Here is a 20229-nt window from a genome sequence, read left to right as displayed (position 1 = left end):
TCCGCTTGTGTTCCGGCTTCAAGCGAAGCGTTTGCGGTTCTCGGCCCACTCCGCCTTCGTCTGACCCCAGAGATCGACGCGCGACGCCTCGAACGGGGCGGGCAACCGGCCCGGCCCGCGATTGACCGACCTCAGCCGCGCCGCCAGCGCCTTGGACGCCTCGTTGTCCGGGTCGATGGAGTGGATCACGTCGTCCCAGCCCAGCACGTCGAAGGCGTAGTCCATGGTCGCCACGGCCGCTTCCAGCGCATAGCCCTTGCCCATGGCGTCGCGATGCAGGCTCCAGCCCACCTCGGGTCCCGGCCAGCCGTGCGGGTTCCACGGCCCGATCCGGCCGATCCACTGGCCGCTGGACTTTTCGATGACCGAGAAGAAGCCCTCGCCCGTCAGGGCCCAGGCGCCCGCCACCGACATCAGGACGCGCCAGACCTCGGCCGGGCTCCGTGCGCCGCCGATGAAGCGGGTCGTCTCCGCGTCGGCCTGAAAGTCGCACCAGCGCTCGAAATCCTCCATGGCCGTCGGACGCAGGATCAGGCGGTCGGTCTCGAGGGTGGGGCCCAGAGGAGAGGCATGGCTCACAGCGGATACTCCCGTTCCAGTTCGTAATAGCTGCCGTCGTCGGTCAGGGTGCTGGAATACAGGCCGAAGCGGTCGACCCGGATCGGCGGCGAATGCAGCAGGTTGTGGTTGGTGATCCAGGCCCCGATCCGGCCCGGATTGGTCTGGGTCTTCAGATAGGCCAGGGTGACGTGCGGCCGGTACACGCGTGGCTCCATCCGGATGCCCGCCCGCTCCGCCGCCGCCTTGCAGCGCCCGGCCAGGACGTTCAGCCGCTCGTTGGGCTCCAGCCCCGCCCACAGGGTGTGGCTGCGGTGCGCGTCGCCGAAGGCGCCCACGCCCTTCAGTTCGATGTCGAAGATCCCGCCGGGGATGCGCGCCAGTTCGGCGGCCAGATCGTCGGCGCGGCGCTCGTCCACCTCGCCGTAGAAGGCCAGGGTGATATGCAAGTGCTCCGCCCCCCGCCACTTCGCGCCGGGCAGGCCGGTCTGGCGCCGCCCCAGGGTCTCGGCGACGTCGAACGGGATGGGGACGGCGGTGAACAGACGCAGCATGCGACCGTTCGTAGCGGTTCGCGTCAAAGGCGCATAGCCGGTGGAACCCCTGCGGCGATCCATCCCTTGCACGGGTGGTCGCGGACCACGATATTTCGCACTCTGGCGGCAGGGTCTTTCCTGTCGCCCTCTATTGGAGAAGACCCTCGCGATGAGCGACTTCAGAAACGGCTACTCGACGCCGGCTCCGGCCAAGGCCGACATGGCCGTGGACGCGGGCCTGCGCAGCTTCATGCTGGGCGTCTACAACAAGCTCGCCCTCGGCCTGGTGGTCGCGGGCGTCCTCGCCTACCTGACCGGCAACGTCGTGGCGGTGCAGCAACTGCTGTTCGCCGTGGGCCCTGACGGCCGCATCGGCCTGACCGTGCTGGGCATGATCGTCCAGTTCTCGCCCCTGGTCCTGCTGTTCGGCTCGATGTTCTTCATGAAGAACCCCACGGCCGGCGGCGTGAACATGCTCTACTGGGCCGTGGTCGCCACCATCGGCGCCGGCATGGGCATCCTGTTCCTGCGCTATAACGCGCCCAGCATCGCCTCGACCTTCTTCGTGACGGCCGCCGCCTTCGGCGCGCTCAGCCTGTTCGGCTACACGACCAAGAAGGACCTGACGGGTGTCGGCTCGTTCCTGATCATGGGCGTGATCGGCCTGATCATCGCCTCGGTCGTGAACATGTTCATGCAGTCGGGGACCCTGGCCCTGATCATCTCGGGCGTGGGCGTGCTGATCTTCTCGGGCCTGATCGCCTACGACACCCAGCGTCTGAAGATGACCTACTACGCCCTAGGCGGCGACCAGCAGGCGATGGGCGTGGCCACCGGCTTCGGCGCGCTGAGCCTGTTCATCAACTTCGTGAACCTGTTCCAGTTCCTGCTGGCCTTCATGGGCGGCAACCGCGAATAGGCCGTCACGGGCTGAAAGAGCGAAGGGCCCCGGTGGAAACGCCGGGGCCCTTTTTCTATCTTTCGTCATCCTCCGGCGAGCGCAGCGAGACCGGGGGACGCAGCGGCGCCGAAGGCGATCTGTTCAGGCAAGATGTCGGAAGCGTGAGTGTCCGCGACAGGTTCGCGCTCTCGCGCGCCGCTGCGTCCCCCGGTCTGCGCCGCCAAGCGGCGGCTTGCCGGAGGATGACGACGATTACTCCACCACCTGGAACCGGCGGCTGTCGAAGACGCGCAGCACCTGGGCCAGGTCGCGGCCGCGTTTCAGGACCACCCCGCCCTCGCCGACGACCGACCACTGGCCCTGACGGGTCTGCAGCGACGGGCGTTTCTCGATGCGATAGGCGGGGGCGTCGCCCGAGCGGCGGAACACGGCGAACTCGGCCGCCTCCTTGCCGCCGACCATGGCGTAGTCGCGCCATTCCGCCTGGGCGACCATACGGCCGTAGACCCGAAGGATCTGGTCCAGTTCGCGCCGCTCGAAGAAGACGGACGAAGGCTGGGCGCCGCCTTCACCGGAGGAGGGATCGAAGGTCATCCCGACCAATCTAGGCGCGGTTCGGACAAACGCCAGCGCCGCCTTCTGGAGGCAGCGACGAAGAAATTGACGACGACACGAAATGGCCCCGTTTCGGTCCTTCGTCGGCCCGGTTGCGACGCGAAACAGTGAGCGTCGGCCTGACGGAGTTCGGAAGCGTCCCGGATCCTGAACAGCCCCCCCAGCCCCCCTGGATGTTGCCGTACTAGGCTTCGCCAGGCCGACGCTTCCTCCAAAGCGAGACCCCCGCCCTGCCCCCTCCCCCCTCCGGCACGGCGGGGGTTTTGCTATGTGGCGCGCAGCGCCACATAGCTTTCCTTGTTGGGCGCTATCGCTCGCGACGCGGTCGCTCGCTGCTTGAGCGCGGGATTGTTGTTAGGGCGCTACCGCTCGACGCGCGGCGTCTCGCTGCTTGAGCGCGGTTTTCCCATATCTCCGTCATCCTCGGGGCGCGTAGCGAACCCGAGGACCCAGCCGCGCCGTCATCGGTCACGGCCATCGCTGTGCACGGCGACCCGGAGGCTGGGTCCTCGGATCAGGTCCAAGGATAACGTCAGAAGGTGAACCTCAGTCCGCCGCCGGAATGACGATCTCGACCGGTTCGCCGTCGCGCTGGATCGTCAGGGTGGCGCCGCCGCCCGTGCCGAGCGATCGGCCGAGATCGGCGAAGCCGCCGACCGTCGTCCCGTTCACCGCCGTGACCAGATCGCCGGCCCGCAGGTCCTGCTGGGCCGCCGGGGATCCGCCCTCGACCGCCACGACCAGGGCGCCGGACGCGCTGACGCCGTCGGACGGCTTCACGTCGCGGAAGTTGGCGCCGTAGGCCTGGACCGAGGTGGCCCCCACCTGGACCGCGCCGGTCGGCAGGACCTCGACGTTCAGCCGCGCCGTCGCCTCGTGCCCGTTCCGCAGATAGACCAGGGTGATCGGCGTGCCCGGAGGGGCGATGCCGACCGTGGCCTGGACCGATCCGGCATTGGCCACCGGGCGGTTCTGGATGCGGGTGATGATGTCGCCGCGACGCAGGCCCGCGCGCTCGGCCGGAGAGCCCGGCAGGACGTCCTCCACGATGGCGCCGCGCACGAAGCTGAGCCCCGCCTCGACGGCCCGCTCGGCGTTCAGCGAGCCCAGGGTCGCGCCGATCCGGCCGCGCGTCACCTCGCCGTGGGCGCGCAGCTGCTCGACCACGAACAGCAGGATGCGGGTGGGCACGGCGAAGGCGATGCCGTCGTTGCCGCCGCCGAAACTGCCCGACAGGATGGAGGTGTTGATGCCGATCAGACGGCCCCGGCTGTCCAGCAGGGGCCCGCCGGAGTTGCCCGAGTTCACCGCCGCGTCGGTCTGGATATAGTCCTCGACCGCGTCGCCCATTCCCGACCGGCCCAGGCCCGAGATGACCCCCATGGTCAGGGTCTGGTCCAGGCCCAGCGGATAGCCGACCGCGAAGGCCAGGTCGCCGGTGCGAAGCGTGTCGGAATCCACCGTCTCCACCTGAGACAGGCCGGTGGCGTTGATCTGCAAGACGGCGATGTCGGTCGCCTTGTCCGACCCGATCAGGGTGGCGTCGACCAGCCGGCCGTCCGTCATGTCGACGCGGTATTTCTGGCCGTCCTCGATGACGTGGTGGTTGGTGACGATGATGCCGTTGGCCGCGTCGAGGATGACGCCCGAGCCGCTGGAGACCGGGGTCGGCTCCGTCTGGCCCGTGGTCGGACCGGCCGAGACGCCCAGGGTCGTGACCTGAACCACGGCGGGCAGGGACCGCTCCAGCCCGGTGGCGAAGCTGAACACCCCGCGACGCGCGTCATAGGGCAGGGGGAAGTTCGGCGCGGTCTGGGCCTGGGCGGCTCCGGCCACGGCGCCCAGAAGGGCGATGGCGAGGGCCGAACCGGTCAGAAGGCGAGTGCGCGTCATCGGATGTTTCCCTGAAATGTGGTCCAAGCCTAGCGTGTGAACCGCGCCGTGACGATGGCTCCCGGACGGGCGTCATCAATCGTCATCCGCCCGCCGTGGCGACGCAGGATGGCGCGGACGAAGGTCAGGCCCATGCCGTGGCTGTCCTTGGCGCGGGGGCTGGAGGCGGCGCCGGACATGCCCGGTCCCTGGTCGGAGATGGACAGGGCCGGCCCCTCCTCCGCCTCCCAGGCGCGCAGGGCCACCACCCCGCCGTCGGGCGAAAACTTCACCGCATTGTCCACCAGATTGGCCACCGCCCGTTGCAACAGGGATCGAACGCCCAGCACGGAAACCGGCTCCCCCTCGGCGACGATCCTTATGTTCCGGGCGTCGGCGATGGGCTGATAGAGTTCCACCGCCGCCTCGGCCAGCACGTCCAGCCGCACGCTCTCGAAGGTCCAGGCCTCGCCGTCGCGGAGCGCCATGGCCTCGTTCATCGCCCGGGTGATCTCGGCGATGTCGCGCCCCACCGCCTCGCCCAGCCGCATCCGTTCGATCGGATCCTCGGCCTCCATCAGCTTGTCCAGACGGGCCGAGGCGCGGGCCAGAGGCGTGCGGAAGTCGTGGGCCAGCTGGTCGGCCGAATCCCTCAGCCAGCTCAGCAGCTCCTCCAGCCGGTCCAGCGTCCGGTTCACCTGGGTCGACAGCTGGGTCAGCTCCGGCGACACGGCCACGTCGGGCGCCCGGCGCGAGAAGTCGCCCAGCGCCGCCCGGTCCAGCACCTGGCTGACCTCGCCGATGGCGCTTGTCAGGCGCTGGCGCGCGAACAGGGCCGCCGTCAGGCCGGACACCAGGATCAGGGCGCCGGTCATGGCCACCGCCAGGACGGCCCAGCGCCAGGCCACGCCCGACGGATCGACCACCCGCCCGACGATCAGCGACAGGGAGCCGATCGGCCGCTTGACCACGATCACCTCGAACCCGCGCGTGGGACACAGCTGGCCGGGCTCCAGCCTGATCAGGAAGACCCCGTCGCCCAGACGCGTCAGCCGCTCGGCCCGCGCCGTCTCCAGCGCCAGAAGCCCGGCGGGCTTGCCGACCGGCGCGCGGATGAACCGCACTCCCGCCCCGCCCTGACCCGTGCGGCAGGTCTGTTCCAGCGTCGTGACGTTCCGCGTCGGCCCGTCCTGAAAGGCGCTGAGGAAGGCCGACATATAGGCGGCGTCCCCCTCGGTCATGGCCGAGGCGTCCATGGAGGTGTCGGCCGGCAACTTGGACGCCATGGCCCCGAAGTCGGCGAGGGCCAAGAGCGCCGCCTGCTGCCGCTGGTCCAGCCGCGCGGCCTGCCCCGTGACCATCAGCGACCCGGTCAGGGCCAGGGCGGCCATGACGGCCAGGCCCGAGGCGAGCTGGGTCAGGGTCCGCCGCGCCATCCAGGCCGTCAGGCCTTCGGGTCGGACGTTTCTCCAGATCGCGCCGAGCCTCTGGAAAATCACGCTTCTCTCACGCATGACCCGGGCGCAGGACCGCGGACACTTCTGCTGGTCATGCTGCGTCCAGATCCCTGAAGATCAGGCTCTGGCTTCGCGCCGAGACGATCAGGGGATGCAGGTCCTCGCCCAGCTCCAGCGCCTGGTCCTTCAGGCGGCGACGCAGGGCCGAGATGCGGGCGTCGATGATGTTGACGAAATTGTCCGGCAGGAAGGTCCACTCCACCCAGCATCGGTCCCACAGCATGGTCTTGGTCACCGGCTGGCCGCGCGCGGTCATCAGTTCCGACACGATGGCGAACTCCAGCGGCGACAGGTCGATCAGCCGCTCGGTCCCGTCGACCAACAACTTCAGCGTCCGCGCCCCCGGCGACAGACGGAACGGCCCGTTGGTCAGGTCGGCGTTGGCCGGCTTGGCGCGACGGGCCACGCGCCGCAGCTGGGCCGCCACCCGCGCCAGAAGCTCCTCGTCCCCGACGGGCTTGGACAGATAGTCGTCCGCCCCGCCCATCAGGCCCTCGACCCGCTGCCGCTCCCCGGTCAGGGCGGTCAGCATCAGGGCCGGCGCGTCCGACGACGGCCCAGCCGAGGTCCGCAGACGCTTCAGCGTCTCCAGCCCGTCCAGCCCCTTGGTCAGCCGATCCAGGATCAGGACGTCATAGGCGTGGCTCGCCCCGGCGCTCAGCGCCTGTTCGCCCGCATCGACGCAGTCCACCGCCTCGAACCCGGCGCGCAACAGACGGTCCGACACATGTTCCGCCAGGGCCGGATCGTCCTCCAGCACCAGGGCGCGACGGCCGGCGAAGACCTCGGCCAGGGCGGCGAAGGGATCGGCTACAGCCTGTTCCATGTCGATGGTGCTCATGCGCGTCGGTCCCCGCTGCCCGCCAGCTTAGTCCGCGCGGGCGCCGAGGCAATCCGCCCGGCGCCTCGATCCATAAGGCTTCGCGGAAAAGGCGCCGCTGATCCTTCCTGACGACGTTCGGTTGCGGGGGCGGCCGGCCGTGATAGCGTCCGCCGCATAGAGGAGATCGCCATGTCCCTGTCCCTGCTGTTCGCCGCCGCGCTCCAGACCGCCGCCCTGACCACGACCCCCGCCGACCCGGCCTCGGCCGAGGCCCAGGCCGTGATGGTCCCGGTCGACGCCGTCTTCGCCGCCATCGCCGCCCGCGACGGCGCCCTGGCGACCCCGCATTTCGACGACGACGCGCGGCTGACCGCCGCCACCACCAACCGCCACGGTCTGCCCGCCGTCACCCGGATGAGCGCCGCCGACTTCGCCGGCAACCTGACCCCCGCCGCCCCGCCGCTGGAGGAGGTCATGCCCGACCCGATCATCGCCATCGACGGCGACGTGGCCATGGTCTGGGGCCGCTACGTCTTCCGCATCGACGGCGCGATCAGCCACTGCGGCTCGAACCATTTCGACCTGGTCCGCCGCGACGGCGTCTGGAAGATCGCCAACCTCACCTGGAACCAGCGCAAGGACGGGTGCGCGTAGACGTCCTCAGACCGGAGCACCCGCCTCCGCGCCCTTGCCGCGATGCACCCGGATGCAGGTGACGACGCCCAGCACCACCAGGACGAAGGCCAGGGCCTCCATCGTTGTGGGCCAGCGCGCCTCCCAGACGAAGCCGTAGATCAGGGCGAACAGGGTCTCGAACAGGATCATCTGTCCCACCATGGTCAGGGGCAGGAGCCGGCTCATCCGGTTCCAAAGTCCGTTGCCGACGATGGAGGCGAACACGGCGACCGCCATCGAGACGGCGAGGAACTTCACCCATTCGGCGGACGGCTGAACGGTCCGAACCATCAGGAAGGCGAAGGGCGCGAGGACCAGGCTCTGGGCGCCCGTCACGACCCCGGTCAACAGGTTCCAGTCCTGGCTGGTCACCCCGTCCAGCCGCTTCAGGGCGCGCGCATTGACCACCGCGAACCCGGTCCAGGAGATCAGGGCGCCGACCGCGCTGCCGAACCCGATCAGCCGGGTCGTCAGAGGCAGATCGGCCGGGGCAGCCAGGGCCTGCCAGCCGATGCAGACGGCGCCGGCGATGCAGAAGAACAGGGAGGGATAGAGGCGGCGCAGCGGGACGGCGCCCTGGTCGCGACTGCCGATGATCGTCACCGCCACCGGCAGAAAGCCGATCACCAGTGACGTCATCGCGATGCCGCCGGTCTGAACCGCCGTGGACAGGAGGATGTAGTAGAGGGTGTTTCCGGTCAGGGCCAAACCGCCCAGCATCAGCCAGTCCCTGCGTCCGATCCGGGGGGCGAGCGTCCGCCAGCGCGGCATGATCAAGGCCAGGGCGATCAGGCCGTAGGCGAGATAGCGGCCGACCGTCAGCTGCAGAGGATTGAAACTGGACACCAGCGCCGGCGCCAGAAAGACCAGCCCCCACAGGGCGCCGGCCCCGACCCCGCACAGGATGCCGGCCGTCATGTCGTTTCCGGATCGCCGGAGGGCTTCGGTGGTCATTTCTCTCACCCGCTCGAGGACCAGCGGGCTATAGCAGCGGTTTACCGGGGCGTTTCCTCTGCTTGCCCCGCCTGGACGCAACAAAGACCCGCCCGATGACCCGGCCCGCATCGCCCCGATCGCTCGACGCCTTCGACCTGGCGATCCTGCGCCTCCTTCAGACGGACGCCCGCACGCCCCAGCGGACCATCGCCGAGGCCGTCCACCTCTCGGCCGCGGCGGTCCAGCGACGCATCGCGGCGCTGGAGGCTTCCGGCGTCATCTCGGGCAACACCGCCGTGATCGATCCCGAGGCGGTGGGCCTGGGCATCACCGCCATCGTCGAGGTGCATCTGGAGGACGAGCGCACCGAGAGCATCCGCGAGGCGAAGGCCCTGTTCCGCGCCGAACCGGCGGTGCAGCAATGCTACTATTCGACGGGCGGGATCAGCTTCTTCCTGATCGTCGTGACGACCGACATGACCGCCTATCAGGCCCTGGCCCGGCGGCTGTTCGAGGACAATCCCCGCGTCAACCGCTTCCGCACCCTGGTCGCGCTCGACCGGGTGAAGACGGGCGGCGCCCTGGCTTTCTGACGCCGTCGTTCAAGGCTTCAAACGGTGGTCCGGCGACGTTCGATGTGGAGCGCCGCCCCTCCGGCCAGCAACAGCCCGAGCAGGATCATCGCCCATTCGGACAGGGTCGGAACGGGATCGGGGCCGCGCGCCGGACCGCGCGCCGGACCTGTGCACAGGCTCGAGAAGGCGATGCTGGAGGCTCTAGGCACGTCGGCGAAGGTGGACACGCCCGCAGAGGTCAGATTGCCTCCGGGGGTGAACACGGCCCTGTCCACCTTGTAAATCCGGCCGAGCGTGCGACCTGTGACGTACAGGTTTCCCGCGCGGTCGAACGCCAGGCCGGCAGCATCGATCTGGGTGGTCAGATACAGCGACCGGGAGCCCCCGCCGGGAGCGATGCGGTATACCCGCGCCTGGTTCAACTCCGTCACGAACAGGGCGCCGTCGGTATCGAACGCCAGTCCTGCCGGGAACTGCAGGCCGCCGACGACGCCGTTCGTCCCCCATGTCGTCAGCAGGGCGCCGTTCGGTTGGTAGGCCCTCACCTCCCCGGCGGTAAAGCTGGCGACATAGATGTTCCCCGCCGCATCCAGGGCGATCCCCGTCACGCCGTTCAAACCCGAGTTGATGACGGTGGTGGACGTCCCGTTCGGTGCGACGCTGATGACGCTGTTTGTTCGGAAGGAAGTGACGAGCAGATTTCCCGCGCCGTCGAAGGCGGCCCCCTCCAACGAATTGCCCGCAGTAGCGAAGGACGCTCCGTTGACGGTGACGCGCCCCGGGTTGCTGCTTTCAACGACATAGGCGTCTCCGGTGGCGCTCATGGCGATACCGCCGAGATCGATGCCGCCCGTCGAGAAATAAGGGGTGACCGCGCCTGTCGCGTCGACGCGAGAGACCTGGTTCGCGAGATACTGGGTGACGTTCAGCGGAAAACTGCCGCAGGCCGGTTGCTGGGCCAATGCGGGCTGGGCGACGCCCAGAGACAGAGCGGCACCGATCGCCAGTGCTCGCATCCGGTGTCGCATTGGCTTGCCCCCGCAAAAACCTGGCCGAACACGGATCGGCCGCAATACGCCGAATTAAGCGGGCCCCGCGACCTCGTCAATCTTCCGTCTTCCGACCTGATCGAGGTGGTTCACACCCTGCGTCAGGTCGTATGTGTGAAGGAATGACGGGAGCCGGTCATGCACCCATGCGCGGCCGGCTTTCGTCGTTCAGGGGGTATCCCTGGACCGCGCTCAAGTAGCGAGACAGAGCCTGTCCTCAGGCCAATCGAAGATTGGACCGGGGGGCGCGTCGAGCGGTAGCGCCCTTCTAGAAAGCGCTTTCGCCCGTGATGGCCCGGCCCAGGATCAGCGCATGCACGTCGTGCGCCCCTTCGTAGGTGTTGACCGTCTCCAGGTTCATGGCGTGGCGCATGACATGCAGCTCGCCGGTGATGCCCGCCCCGCCGTGCATGTCGCGGGCCTCCCGCGCGATGGCCAGGGCCTTGCCGCAGTTGTTGCGCTTCATCAGGCTGATGGCCTCGGGCACCCAGGCGCCGGTGTCGAGCAGACGGCCGAGCGCATAGGCGCCCTCCAGACCCAGGAAGATCTCGGTCTGCATGTCGGCCAGTTTCTTCTGCACCAGCTGGCGGCTGGACAGCGGACGACCGAACAACATCCGCTCACCGACATAGTCCCGCGTCGCATGCAGGCAGAACTCGGCGGCGCCCATGGCCCCCCAGCTGATGCCGTAGCGGGCCTTGTTCAGGCAGGAGAACGGCCCGCGCAGACCCTTCACGCCGGGCAGGATGTTGGCCTCGGGCACGAAGACGTCGTTCAGCCCGATGTCGCCCGTGATCGACGCACGCAGCGAAAGCTTGTCGCCGATCTTGCCGGTGGTGAAGCCCTCCATCCCGCGCTCGACGATGAAGCCCCGGATCACGCCGTCCAGCTTCGCCCAGACCACGGCCAGGTCGCTGATCGGCGAGTTGGTGATCCAGTATTTGCCGCCGTTCAGCCGATAGCCGCCATCCACGGCCACGGCGTTGGTCTTCATCGAGGCCGGGTCCGACCCGCCGTCCGCCTCGGTCAGGCCGAAACAGCCGACCAGTTCGCCCGCCGCCATCCGGGGCAGGAACTTCATCTTCTGCTCCTCCGAGCCGAAGGCGTAGATCGGATACATGGCCAGGGACGACTGCACCGACATGGCGCTGCGATAGCCGCTGTCGACCGCCTCGATCTCGCGCGCGATCAGGCCATAGGCGACATGGCTGACGCCCGAACCGCCGTACTGTTCCGGCAGGGTGGCCCCCAGAAAGCCCATCTCGCCCATCTCGGTCATGATGGCGCGGTCGAAGGTCTCGTCGCGGAAGGCGGCGACGACGCGGGGCAGCAGTTTCTCGCGCGCATAGGACCGGGCGGCGTCGCGGATGGCGCGCTCGTCCTCCGTCAGCCGGCCCTCCATGTCGAACGGGTCGTCCCACTTGAAGGTCTGGGTCACGGGTGCGGCGCCGTCGGCCATGGGACTTCCTCGATCTGCTCGCGGGCTTCTCACGCGGGTTTGACACGCCGGCCCTGTTCGATGCGACCGTTTAGGCCAGAATGCGCGGGACGGGTAGAGACCGGGCCCGTCTCAAGCTAGGCTGACCGGATGATCCGCGCCTTCAAACGTCTGTTCGTCGATCACCCGAAAGAGGTGGGCGAAACCTATGTCGAGCACGCCGGGGTGGCGACCCGCATGGGCTGGAAGCTGGCCAGGCTGTCGGCTTGCGCCTTCATCCACGCGGTCATGCCGGGGGCGCACAAGACCACCGTCTCCACCAGCATCAAGCGGATGGCCGACGACATGGGCTATCGCGCCGAGATCGCCCGCGAGGCCCGCATGAAGGACGCCGGCGCCTTCGACCCCGGCCTCTAGCATGACCGCACAGGCTCTGGCGGGGGTTCGCGTCCTCGATCTGTCCCGCGTTCTGGCCGGCCCCTGGGCGACCCAGACCCTGGCCGATCTGGGCGCCGAGGTGATCAAGATCGAACGGCCCGGCGTCGGCGACGACACCCGGGCCTGGGGGCCGCCTTTCACGACGAAGACCGACGGCTCGCGCGGCGACAGCGCCTATTTCCTCTGCGCCAACCGGGGCAAGAAGTCGGTCGCCCTGGATATCGCCTCCGAAGAGGGCGCCGCGACCATCCGCAAACTGGCCGAGACCTCCGACGTCCTGGTCGAGAACTTCAAGGTCGGGGGCCTGAAGAAGTACGGCTTGGACTACGCCAGTCTCGCCGCCATCAATCCGAAGCTGGTCTACTGCTCCATCACCGGCTTCGGCCAGACTGGGCCCCGCGCCGGTCAGGCGGGCTACGACTACATGATCCAGGCCATGGGCGGTCTGATGAGCGTGACCGGTCAGCCGGACGGGGCGCCGGGCGCGGAGCCCATGAAGGTCGGGGTCGCTTTCGTCGATCTGGCCACCGGCCTCTATGCGTCGAACGCCATCCTCGCGGCCCTCCTGCATGCCCGCGCGACCGGACAGGGTCAGCATGTCGACATCGCCCTGTTCGACGTCCAGGCCGCCATGCTGGCCAATCAGGCGACCAACTGGTTCGTCTCCGGCAAGGCCCCGACGCGAATGGGCAACGCCCACCCGAACCTCGTGCCGTACCAGCCCTTCCCGACCTCGGACGGGATGGTGGTGATCGCGGTCGGCAACGACGGCCAGTATCGCGCCTTGTGCGGCGTCCTCGGCGCCGAGACCCTGGCGACCGATCCCCGCTACGCCGCCAACGCCGGCCGGATCGGGCGCCGGGCCGAACTGGTCGCCGCCATCTCGGCCCTGACCCGCGACCTGACCATGACCGAGCTGTTCGCCCGGCTGGAGGCGGCGGGCGTCCCCTGCGGCCCCGTCAACACCATCGACCAGGTCTTCGAGGAGCCCCAGGCGAAGCATCGCGGGCTGGAGATCGACCTTCCCCGCGACGACCTGTCCAGGCCGACGAAGACCGTCGCCTCCCCCATCCGTCTGTCCGAAACCCCCGTCCGCTACGACCGCGCCCCGCCGGTGCTGGGCGCGGATACGGACGAGGTTCTGGGATCGCTCAACCGCTGATCCGGGCCGCGATCTCATGGGCGGCCAGAGGGTTTGGGCCCACCGACCAGTCGATCAGGCTTAGCCCCGGCACACGACCGAAGTGCCGGACGTTGCGGGTCACCACCGTCCAGCCTCGGGCGAGCGCCTGACCGGCGATCAGGGTGTCGATCTCGCCGATCGGCGTGCCAACGTCTCGCAACCGAGCCCTGAGCTCACCGGAAGTCCGGCTGTCGTCCGCCGAGAAGTCGATGGGCGAACACTGCGCCAGCAAGGCGTCCAACTGCATTCGCCGACGCTCCGACGAGCCCGCGGCGGCCAGCCCCGTCTCCAACTCGTGCAATACCATCACCGAGACGACCATCGGGATCGAGGACAAGGTCGCTTCCGAAAAGCGCGCCAGCACATCGGCATTCCGGCGACGATGCAGGTCGATCCAGATGCTGGTGTCGAGCGAGAGGATCACCAGCGGATGATCGGATCGATGGATTGGCGCGGCGGATCGGGGAACGGATCGTTCGGATCGTCTAGCGCATCGATCCGCGCCCACATGGCGTCCAGATCTGCCTGGGTCGTCGCCCGTTTGCGGACGGGCTCCAGGATGACGGCGTCACCCTCGCGGCGAATGGACACCTCCTGCCCCTCGAACCGGAAGGCCTTGGGCAGGCGCACGGCCTGGCTGCCGCCGTGGGCGAACAGACGGGCGGTTTCGGCGATTCCGGGAGGTTTGCGTGAGACGGCCATGAGGCAGGCTTTCGTATCTACGGATTGTAGATACATTTTTCCGGGTCGATTTTCAATCGACCACGCTTCGGGTCGCCCTACGGCGGGTCGAGGATCAGTTTCCGCACGATCAGGACGACGAAGGCCGCGAAGAAGATCAGGGCGGACAGCAACATCCCCTGCCAGGACGGCGCGCGCAGACGACGCGGCAGGCTGGTTCCCCAGAAGCCCCCGGTCGCGAAGGCGACCAGGGCCATCAGGGTCGTCGCTGCGCGCGTGGTCGCGGGCGTCCCGCCGATATCGTCGCCGTCCGGCTCCGCGAACTCGCCGGCCTGGGCGCGGGACAGGAGTGCGCGGGCCTCTTCCAGACTGGACTCCGCGCCCATGATGCGGATGCCCAGGGCGCGCTGCATCAGGGGATCGATGGTCGTCTGGTGCCGTTCCGTGACGAAGACGCGGATGCCGTGGGATTCCAGAAAGGCCGCCGCCAGATCGGCCTCATAGACATCTTGGAAGCGGGCGATCTCGACCAGGCTCATGGCGGAAGGCTAGCACGGGCGGCCCAAATGAAAACGGCGGGGCCGTCGCCGACCCCGCCGTTCAATGGTTCCGCCATCGCCGACCTTACAGGTCCAGCAGGGCCCGCGCCGGGTCTTCCAGCAGTTGCTTGACGCGCACCAGGAAGGTCACCGCTTCCTTGCCGTCGACGATGCGGTGATCGTAGCTCAGGGCGATGTACATCATCGGCCGGATCTCGACCTGGCCGTTCACCGCCATCGGGCGCTGGACGATGTTGTGCATGCCCAGGATGCCCGACTGGGGCGCGTTCAGGATCGGGGTCGACATCAGCGACCCATAGGTGCCGCCGTTGGTGATGGTGAAGGTGCCGCCCTGCAGCTGGTCCAGCGTCAGGTCGCCGTCGCGCGCGGCCTTGCCCAGCGCCCCGATGCCCTTCTCGATGCCGGCCAGCGACAGCACGTCGGCGTCACGCAGGACCGGAACCACCAGACCCTTGTCGGTGCCGACGGCGACGCCGATGTCGTAGTGGTTCTTGTAGATGATGTCGGTGCCGTCGATCTCGGCGTTGACGGCCGGGATCTCCTTCAGGGCGGCGACGACGGCCTTGGTGAAGAAGGACATGAAGCCCAGCTTCACGCCGTGGGCCTTCTCGAAGGCCTCCTTGTACTGGTTCCGCAGGGCCATGACGTTGGTCATGTCCACCTCGTTGAAGGTGGTCAGCTGGGCGGCCGTGTTCTGCGATTCCTTCAGGCGACGGGCGATGGTCTGACGCAGGCGCGTCATCTTCACCCGCTCCTCGCGCGGCTGGTCGGGCCGCGGAGCCGCGGCGGGCTGAACCGGAGCCGGCGTCGAGGCGGAGGCAGCCGGGGCCACGGCGGCGCCGATGGCGGCGAGCGCATCACCCTTGGTGATGTTGCCCTTCGGACCCGTGGCGGCGATGGCCTTCGGGTCCAGATTGTTCTCGGCGACCACGCGCTGGACGGCGGGCGACAGGGTGGCCCCAGAAGCTTGGTTCGCGATCTGGGCCGAACCGGCGTTGGCCGAAGCGGCCGGAGCCGGAGCGGCAGGGGCGGCGGCCGGAGCGGCGGCGGCGCCCGAACCCGAGACCGAGCCGATGACCTGACCGGGGGTGACCGTCGCGCCTTCGTCGACCGTGATGGTCAGGACGCCGTCGGCGGGCGAGGCGATTTCCAGGGCGACCTTGTCGGTCTCGATCTCGACCAGGATCTCGTCCTTCTTGACCGCGTCGCCGGTCTTCTTGGACCATTTGCCGACCGCGCCCTCGGCGACGCTCTCGCCCATGACCGGGATCTTGATCTCGACCGACGAAGCAGCGGCAGGCGCGGCGGCCGGAGCGGCCTCAGCCTTCGCGGCCGGAGCCGGAGCCGGAGCAGCGGCGGCGGGCTTGGCGCCGGCGGCGCCTTCGGTGACCGAACCCAGGATGGCGCCCGGCGTCACGGTGTCGCCTTCGCCGAACTTGATGTCGCCCAGGGTGCCGTCGACCGGAGCCACGACTTCCAGCGAGACCTTGTCGGTCTCCAGCTCGACCAGGACCTCGTCCTTCTTGACCGGGTCGCCCACCTTCTTGGACCACTTGGCGATCGTGGCTTCGGAGACGGATTCTCCAAGGGCGGGGGTCAGGATGTCGGCCATGTGTCGGTTCCGGTCGGTGTCAGGCGTGGCGTTATATAGGCGAGAACGGCGACAGACGGGAGACCGCCTGTCGCCGGGGATTTAGGCGAAAGCCTCGGTGGTGAAGGCTTCCAGTTCCTTGAGGTGCCGGCTCATCAGGCCGGCGGCGGTCGAGGCCGAGGCCGGGCGACCGACGTAGCGGGCGCGCTTGGACTTCACCGACAGCTTTTCCAGCGTCAGCTCGATCCACGGATCGACGAAGGTCCAGCCGCCCATGTTCTTCGGCTCTTCCTGGCACCAGACCAGTTCGGCGTTGGGGAAGCGGGCCAGTTCGGCCGACAGCGACTTGATCGGCCACGGATAGAACTGTTCCAGACGCAGGATGTAGACGTCGTTGACGCCCTTCTTCTCGCGCGCGTCCAGCAGGTCGTAATAGACCTTGCCCGAGCACAGGATCACGCGGCGGATGTCCTTGTCGCCCTTGATCGTGATGCCCGAGACGTCCGGACGGGTCTGGGCGTCGTCGTGCAGGACGCGGTGGAAGGACGAACCCTCGGCCATGTCCTTCAGGGTCGAGACCGCCTTCTTGTGACGCAGCAGGCTCTTCGGCGTCATCAGGATCAGGGGCTTCCTGAACGACCGGTGCATCTGGCGACGCAGGATGTGGAAGTAGTTTGCAGGCGTCGTGCAGTTGGCGACCTGCATATTGTCCTCGGCGCACTGTTGCAGGAACCGCTCCAGGCGGGCCGAGGAGTGTTCCGGACCCTGACCCTCGTAGCCGTGGGGCAGGAGCATGGTCAGACCGCACATGCGCAGCCATTTGCGCTCGCCCGACGAGATGAACTGGTCGATCACCACCTGGGCGCCGTTCACGAAGTCGCCGAACTGGGCTTCCCACATCACCATGGTGTTCGGATCGGCCAGGGCGTAGCCGTACTCGAAGCCCAGCACCGCCTCTTCCGACAGGGCCGAGTCGATCACCTCGTAGTGGGCGGTGTCGCCGCCGAGGTTGTTCAGCGGGGTGTAGCGCTCTTCCGTCGTCTGATCGACGATGCCCGAGTGGCGCTGCGAGAAGGTGCCGCGCACCGAATCCTGACCCGACAGGCGGATCGGATAGCCCTCGTCCAGCAGCGAGGCGAAGGCCAGGCTCTCCGCCGTGGCCCAGTCGATGTTCTGGCCTGAGTCGATCGTCTCGCGGCGGGCCTCATAGACGCGCTTCAGCGTCTTGTGGATGTCCACCGAGTTCGGAATGGTCGTCAGGCGGTGGCCGAAGTCCTTCAGCTTGGCCTCGGCCACGGCGGTCTCGCCGCGACGTTCGTCGCCCTCGGCCAGGGCCTTGCCCTTCCACTGGCCGTCGAGCCAGTCGGCCTTGTCCGCCTTCCAGGTCTTGCCGGCCTCGAACTCGGCGTCGAGGAAGGCCTCGAACCGCGCCAGTTCGGCGTCCACCTCTCCTTGCGTGATCACGCCCTCTTCCACCAGACGCTTGGAGTAGATCTCGCGCGTCGACGGCAGGGAGCGGATCTTGGCGTACATGATCGGCTGGGTGAAGGTCGGGTCGTCGCCTTCGTTGTGGCCGAAGCGGCGGTAGCAGAACATGTCCACCACCACGTCCTTCTTGAACTTCTGGCGGTATTCCGTGGCCACCTTGGCGGCGAAGACGACCGCTTCGGGATCGTCGCCGTTCACGTGGAAGATCGGCGCCTGGACCATCAGGGCGACGTCCGACGGATAGGGCGTCGAACGCGAGTTACGCGGCGAGGTCGTGAAGCCGATCTGGTTGTTGATGACGAAATGCATCGTCCCGCCGGTGCGGTAGCCCTTCAGACCCATCAGGGCGAAGCACTCCGCGACCACGCCCTGGCCCGCGAAGGCGGCGTCGCCGTGGATCAGGACGGGCATGACCTTGGAGCGGTCCAGCGCCCACTGGCTTTCCGACAGGCCCTTGTTGGCCTCGCGGATGTCGAACGCCTGTTTGGCGCGCGACTTGCCCAGCACGACCGGGTTGACGATCTCCAGGTGCGACGGGTTGGCGGTCAGCGACAGGTGGACGGAGTTGTCGTCGAACTTCCGGTCCGACGAGGCGCCCATATGGTACTTGACGTCGCCCGACCCCTCGATGTCGCTGGGCACGGACGAGCCGCCCTGGAACTCGTGGAAGATGGTCTTGTACGGCTTGCCCATCACGGCGGCGAGCATGTTCAGGCGGCCGCGGTGGGCCATGCCGAACACCATCTCGTCGACGCCCAGGGCGCCGCCGCGCTTGATGATCTGCTCCATGGCCGGAACCATGGCCTCGCCCCCGTCCAGGCCGAACCGCTTGGTGCCGGGGAAGCGCTTGTGCAGGAAGCGTTCGAAGCCCTCGGCCTCGATCAGCTTGTTCAGGATGGCGATCTTGCCTTCCTTGGTGAAGCCGTTCTTCTCGAAGGCGTCCGCGCCCTCGAACCGCTGCTGGAGCCAGGACTTCTCCTCCGGCTCGGCGATGTGCATGAACTGGATGCCGATATTGCCGCAGTAGGTGCGCTTCAGGATCGCCATCACCTCGCGGATGGTGCCCGTCTCCAGACCCAGCACGCCGTCGAGGTAGATCGGCCGGTCCAGATCGGCATCGGTGAAGCCGTAGAACTCCGGCGTCAGCTCGGGATTGTTGGTCGCCGTCTCGATCCCCAGCGGATCGAGCGTCGCCTGCAGGTGACCGCGCACGCGATAGCTGCGGATCAGCATCAGGACGCGGATGGAATCGTGGGCGGCCGCGCGAACGTCAGCGGCCGAGGTGCCGGCGGCGGCCGGGGCGCTGACCGGGGCGGCGACGGCAGGCGCGCCCTTGGCCTTCGGGTCGGGTTTGGGCGCGGGCCAGCGGCCGTCGAACACGGCGGTCTGTTCCGAGGGTTCGGTGACCTGCGAGCGGCCCCAGGATCCGGCGGCGGCGGACGCCTGCACGGTCGCGGCGGTGTCCCGCAGTTGGTCGAAGAAGCCGCGCCATTCGGCCGAGACGCTGGACGGATCGGCCGCCCATTTGTCGTGAAGGCCTTCGATGAAGGCGGCATTGGAGCCGTAGAGGAAGCTGGTCTCGGCAAAGACCTGGTTCAGCCGACCGGCATCGTCCGCCATTTTATCGTCGTCCCGCTTCGGCCTCGGGTTTCTGAGCGGTCACATCCGCGTGAGGCCGGCGCGGATCATATAGGCGCTGTTTCCTTATGGGTCATGACCGAAGAGGGGCGAAGAGCGAAGAAATTGGTCGAATCCCCAAAGAAAAACGCCCCCGGCGCGGGCCGGAGGCGTCTTCCATGTCAAATCGCCGCACGAACGATGCGCGGATCGCTCCAATTCCTATCCGTGCACCCCAGCGAAGGCTGGGGTGCACGGAGTGTGGATCAGCCCTTCAGCACTTCGACCAGCGTCTTGCCGAGGCGGGCCGGCGACGGCGACATCTTGATGCCGGCCGCTTCCATGGCGGCGATCTTGGATTCCGCATCGCCCTTGCCGCCCGAGACGACGGCGCCGGCGTGGCCCATGGTGCGGCCCTTCGGAGCGGTACGGCCCGCGATGAAGCCGGCCATCGGCTTCTTACGGCCCTTCTTGGCCTCGTCGATCAGGAACTGGGCGGCGTCTTCCTCGGCGCCGCCGCCGATTTCGCCGATCATGATGATCGAGGTGGTTTCGTCATCGGCCAGGAACATCTCCAGCATGTCGATGAACTCGGTGCCCTTGACCGGGTCGCCGCCGATGCCGACGGCCGTCGTCTGGCCCAGGCCCTCGTTGGTCGTCTGGAAGACGGCCTCATAGGTCAGGGTGCCCGAACGCGACACGATGCCGACGTTGCCCTTCTTGAAGATGGAGCCCGGCATGATGCCGATCTTGCACTCGTCCGGCGTCAGGACGCCCGGGCAGTTCGGGCCCAGCAGGCGCGAGTTGGAGCGGTCCAGGCGAGCCTTCACCTTGACCATGTCCAGCACCGGGATGCCTTCGGTGATGCAGGTGATGAAGGGGATCTCGGCGTCGATGGCCTCGATGATGGCGGCCGCGGCGCCCGACGGCGGCACGTAGATGACCGAGGCGTCGGCGCCGGTCGCGTCCTTGGCTTCGGCGACCGAGGCGTAGATCGGCAGGGTCTCGCCGTGCGAGCCCGTCCAGTTGGCGCCGCCCTTCGACGGGTGGACGCCGGCCACCATCTGGGTGCCGTGATAGGCCAGGGCCTGTTCGGTGTGGAAGCCGCCGGTCTTGCCGGTCAGGCCCTGCACGATGATCTTGGTGTTCTTGTCGACGAGGATGGACATCAGGTCT

20 protein-coding genes are annotated in these 20229 nt (G+C 68.1%); 5 read left to right on the top strand and 15 right to left on the bottom strand.

Going from position 1 to position 20229, the window contains the following annotated elements; all coding sequences use genetic code 11:
* Positions 1-18 precede the first annotated feature (18 nt).
* Both ACETK8_RS03190 and thpR read right to left on the bottom strand, forming a co-directional pair.
* Positions 19-513 (bottom strand): GNAT family N-acetyltransferase, encoded by a 495-nt coding sequence (locus ACETK8_RS03190; protein WP_374039452.1) that lies wholly within the window; start codon positions 511-513, stop codon positions 19-21.
* Positions 514-575: 62 nt separating this feature from the next.
* The gene (gene thpR, locus ACETK8_RS03185; RefSeq protein ID WP_374038078.1) at positions 576-1112 is read right to left on the bottom strand and encodes an RNA 2',3'-cyclic phosphodiesterase; all 537 of its coding nucleotides are present in this window, start codon (positions 1110-1112) and stop codon (positions 576-578) included.
* A gap of 151 nt (positions 1113-1263) precedes the next feature.
* Between thpR and ACETK8_RS03180 the strand changes: the two genes are divergently transcribed.
* Complete coding sequence (locus ACETK8_RS03180; protein ID WP_374038077.1) at positions 1264-2013, top strand: Bax inhibitor-1/YccA family protein; 750 nt, start codon at positions 1264-1266, stop codon at positions 2011-2013.
* A gap of 234 nt (positions 2014-2247) precedes the next feature.
* Here the strand turns inward: ACETK8_RS03180 and ACETK8_RS03175 are convergent, their stop codons facing one another.
* The 4 genes from ACETK8_RS03175 to ACETK8_RS03160 all read right to left on the bottom strand — a co-directional run bounded on the left by ACETK8_RS03175 (position 2248) and on the right by ACETK8_RS03160 (position 6840).
* A complete protein-coding gene (locus ACETK8_RS03175; protein ID WP_374038076.1) occupies positions 2248-2589 on the bottom strand; it encodes a DUF2794 domain-containing protein in 342 nt (113 codons plus the stop codon).
* A gap of 567 nt (positions 2590-3156) precedes the next feature.
* Positions 3157-4503: a trypsin-like peptidase domain-containing protein gene (locus ACETK8_RS03170; RefSeq protein WP_374038075.1), complete on the bottom strand. Its 1347-nt coding sequence runs from the start codon at positions 4501-4503 to the stop codon at positions 3157-3159.
* Between the two features lie 29 nt (positions 4504-4532).
* Positions 4533-5996, bottom strand: coding sequence for a sensor histidine kinase (locus tag ACETK8_RS03165; RefSeq protein WP_374038074.1), 1464 nt, complete (start codon positions 5994-5996; stop codon positions 4533-4535).
* A gap of 34 nt (positions 5997-6030) precedes the next feature.
* A complete protein-coding gene (locus ACETK8_RS03160; RefSeq protein WP_374038073.1) occupies positions 6031-6840 on the bottom strand; it encodes a response regulator transcription factor in 810 nt (269 codons plus the stop codon).
* A 171-nt stretch (positions 6841-7011) separates the two neighbouring features.
* Between ACETK8_RS03160 and ACETK8_RS03155 the strand changes: the two genes are divergently transcribed.
* Positions 7012-7476, top strand: a complete 465-nt coding sequence (locus ACETK8_RS03155; protein ID WP_374038072.1) for a nuclear transport factor 2 family protein — start codon at positions 7012-7014, stop codon at positions 7474-7476.
* A 6-nt stretch (positions 7477-7482) separates the two neighbouring features.
* On the opposite strand, the gene ACETK8_RS03150 is transcribed toward ACETK8_RS03155, so the two are convergent.
* A complete protein-coding gene (locus tag ACETK8_RS03150; protein WP_374038071.1) occupies positions 7483-8451 on the bottom strand; it encodes a DMT family transporter in 969 nt (322 codons plus the stop codon).
* 95 nt (positions 8452-8546) lie between these two features.
* On the opposite strand from ACETK8_RS03150, the gene ACETK8_RS03145 reads away from it, so the two are divergent.
* Complete coding sequence (locus ACETK8_RS03145; protein ID WP_374038070.1) at positions 8547-9026, top strand: Lrp/AsnC family transcriptional regulator; 480 nt, start codon at positions 8547-8549, stop codon at positions 9024-9026.
* A 17-nt stretch (positions 9027-9043) separates the two neighbouring features.
* On the opposite strand, the gene ACETK8_RS03140 is transcribed toward ACETK8_RS03145, so the two are convergent.
* Together ACETK8_RS03140 and ACETK8_RS03135 are read right to left on the bottom strand one after the other, a co-directional pair.
* Positions 9044-10036, bottom strand: coding sequence for an NHL repeat-containing protein (locus ACETK8_RS03140; RefSeq protein WP_374038069.1), 993 nt, complete (start codon positions 10034-10036; stop codon positions 9044-9046).
* A gap of 289 nt (positions 10037-10325) precedes the next feature.
* Positions 10326-11516, bottom strand: coding sequence for an acyl-CoA dehydrogenase (locus tag ACETK8_RS03135; RefSeq protein ID WP_374038068.1), 1191 nt, complete (start codon positions 11514-11516; stop codon positions 10326-10328).
* A 129-nt stretch (positions 11517-11645) separates the two neighbouring features.
* Between ACETK8_RS03135 and ACETK8_RS03130 the strand changes: the two genes are divergently transcribed.
* Together ACETK8_RS03130 and ACETK8_RS03125 are read left to right on the top strand one after the other, a co-directional pair.
* A complete protein-coding gene (locus ACETK8_RS03130) occupies positions 11646-11912 on the top strand; it encodes a DUF6356 family protein (RefSeq protein WP_374038067.1) in 267 nt (88 codons plus the stop codon).
* Position 11913: 1 nt separating this feature from the next.
* Positions 11914-13095 (top strand): CaiB/BaiF CoA transferase family protein, encoded by a 1182-nt coding sequence (locus ACETK8_RS03125; protein WP_374038066.1) that lies wholly within the window; start codon positions 11914-11916, stop codon positions 13093-13095.
* On the opposite strand, the gene ACETK8_RS03120 is transcribed toward ACETK8_RS03125, so the two are convergent.
* From ACETK8_RS03120 to sucD, 6 genes are all read right to left on the bottom strand, one after another.
* Positions 13085-13540, bottom strand: a complete 456-nt coding sequence (locus ACETK8_RS03120; protein WP_374038065.1) for a PIN domain-containing protein — start codon at positions 13538-13540, stop codon at positions 13085-13087. The genes ACETK8_RS03125 and ACETK8_RS03120 overlap by 11 nt on opposite strands.
* A complete protein-coding gene (locus ACETK8_RS03115; RefSeq protein ID WP_374038064.1) occupies positions 13537-13818 on the bottom strand; it encodes an antitoxin in 282 nt (93 codons plus the stop codon). Before ACETK8_RS03115 ends, ACETK8_RS03120 begins: the two co-directional genes overlap by 4 nt.
* 77 nt (positions 13819-13895) lie before the next feature.
* Positions 13896-14336, bottom strand: coding sequence for a putative signal transducing protein (locus ACETK8_RS03110; protein ID WP_374038063.1), 441 nt, complete (start codon positions 14334-14336; stop codon positions 13896-13898).
* 85 nt (positions 14337-14421) lie between these two features.
* Positions 14422-15969: a 2-oxoglutarate dehydrogenase complex dihydrolipoyllysine-residue succinyltransferase gene (odhB, locus tag ACETK8_RS03105; RefSeq protein ID WP_374038062.1), complete on the bottom strand. Its 1548-nt coding sequence runs from the start codon at positions 15967-15969 to the stop codon at positions 14422-14424.
* 81 nt (positions 15970-16050) lie between these two features.
* Complete coding sequence (locus ACETK8_RS03100; protein WP_374038061.1) at positions 16051-19056, bottom strand: 2-oxoglutarate dehydrogenase E1 component; 3006 nt, start codon at positions 19054-19056, stop codon at positions 16051-16053.
* A 263-nt stretch (positions 19057-19319) separates the two neighbouring features.
* On the bottom strand, positions 19320-20222 hold the full coding sequence (sucD, locus tag ACETK8_RS03095) for a succinate--CoA ligase subunit alpha (protein ID WP_374038060.1): 903 nt from the start codon (positions 20220-20222) through the stop codon (positions 19320-19322).
* Positions 20223-20229 lie beyond the last annotated feature (7 nt).

The sequence above is a fragment of the Brevundimonas staleyi genome (genome assembly GCF_041893865.1).
Lineage (GTDB): Bacteria > Pseudomonadota > Alphaproteobacteria > Caulobacterales > Caulobacteraceae > Brevundimonas > Brevundimonas staleyi.
Note: the sequence above shows the minus strand (reverse complement) of the source record. Positions and strands in the feature narration are given on the sequence as shown.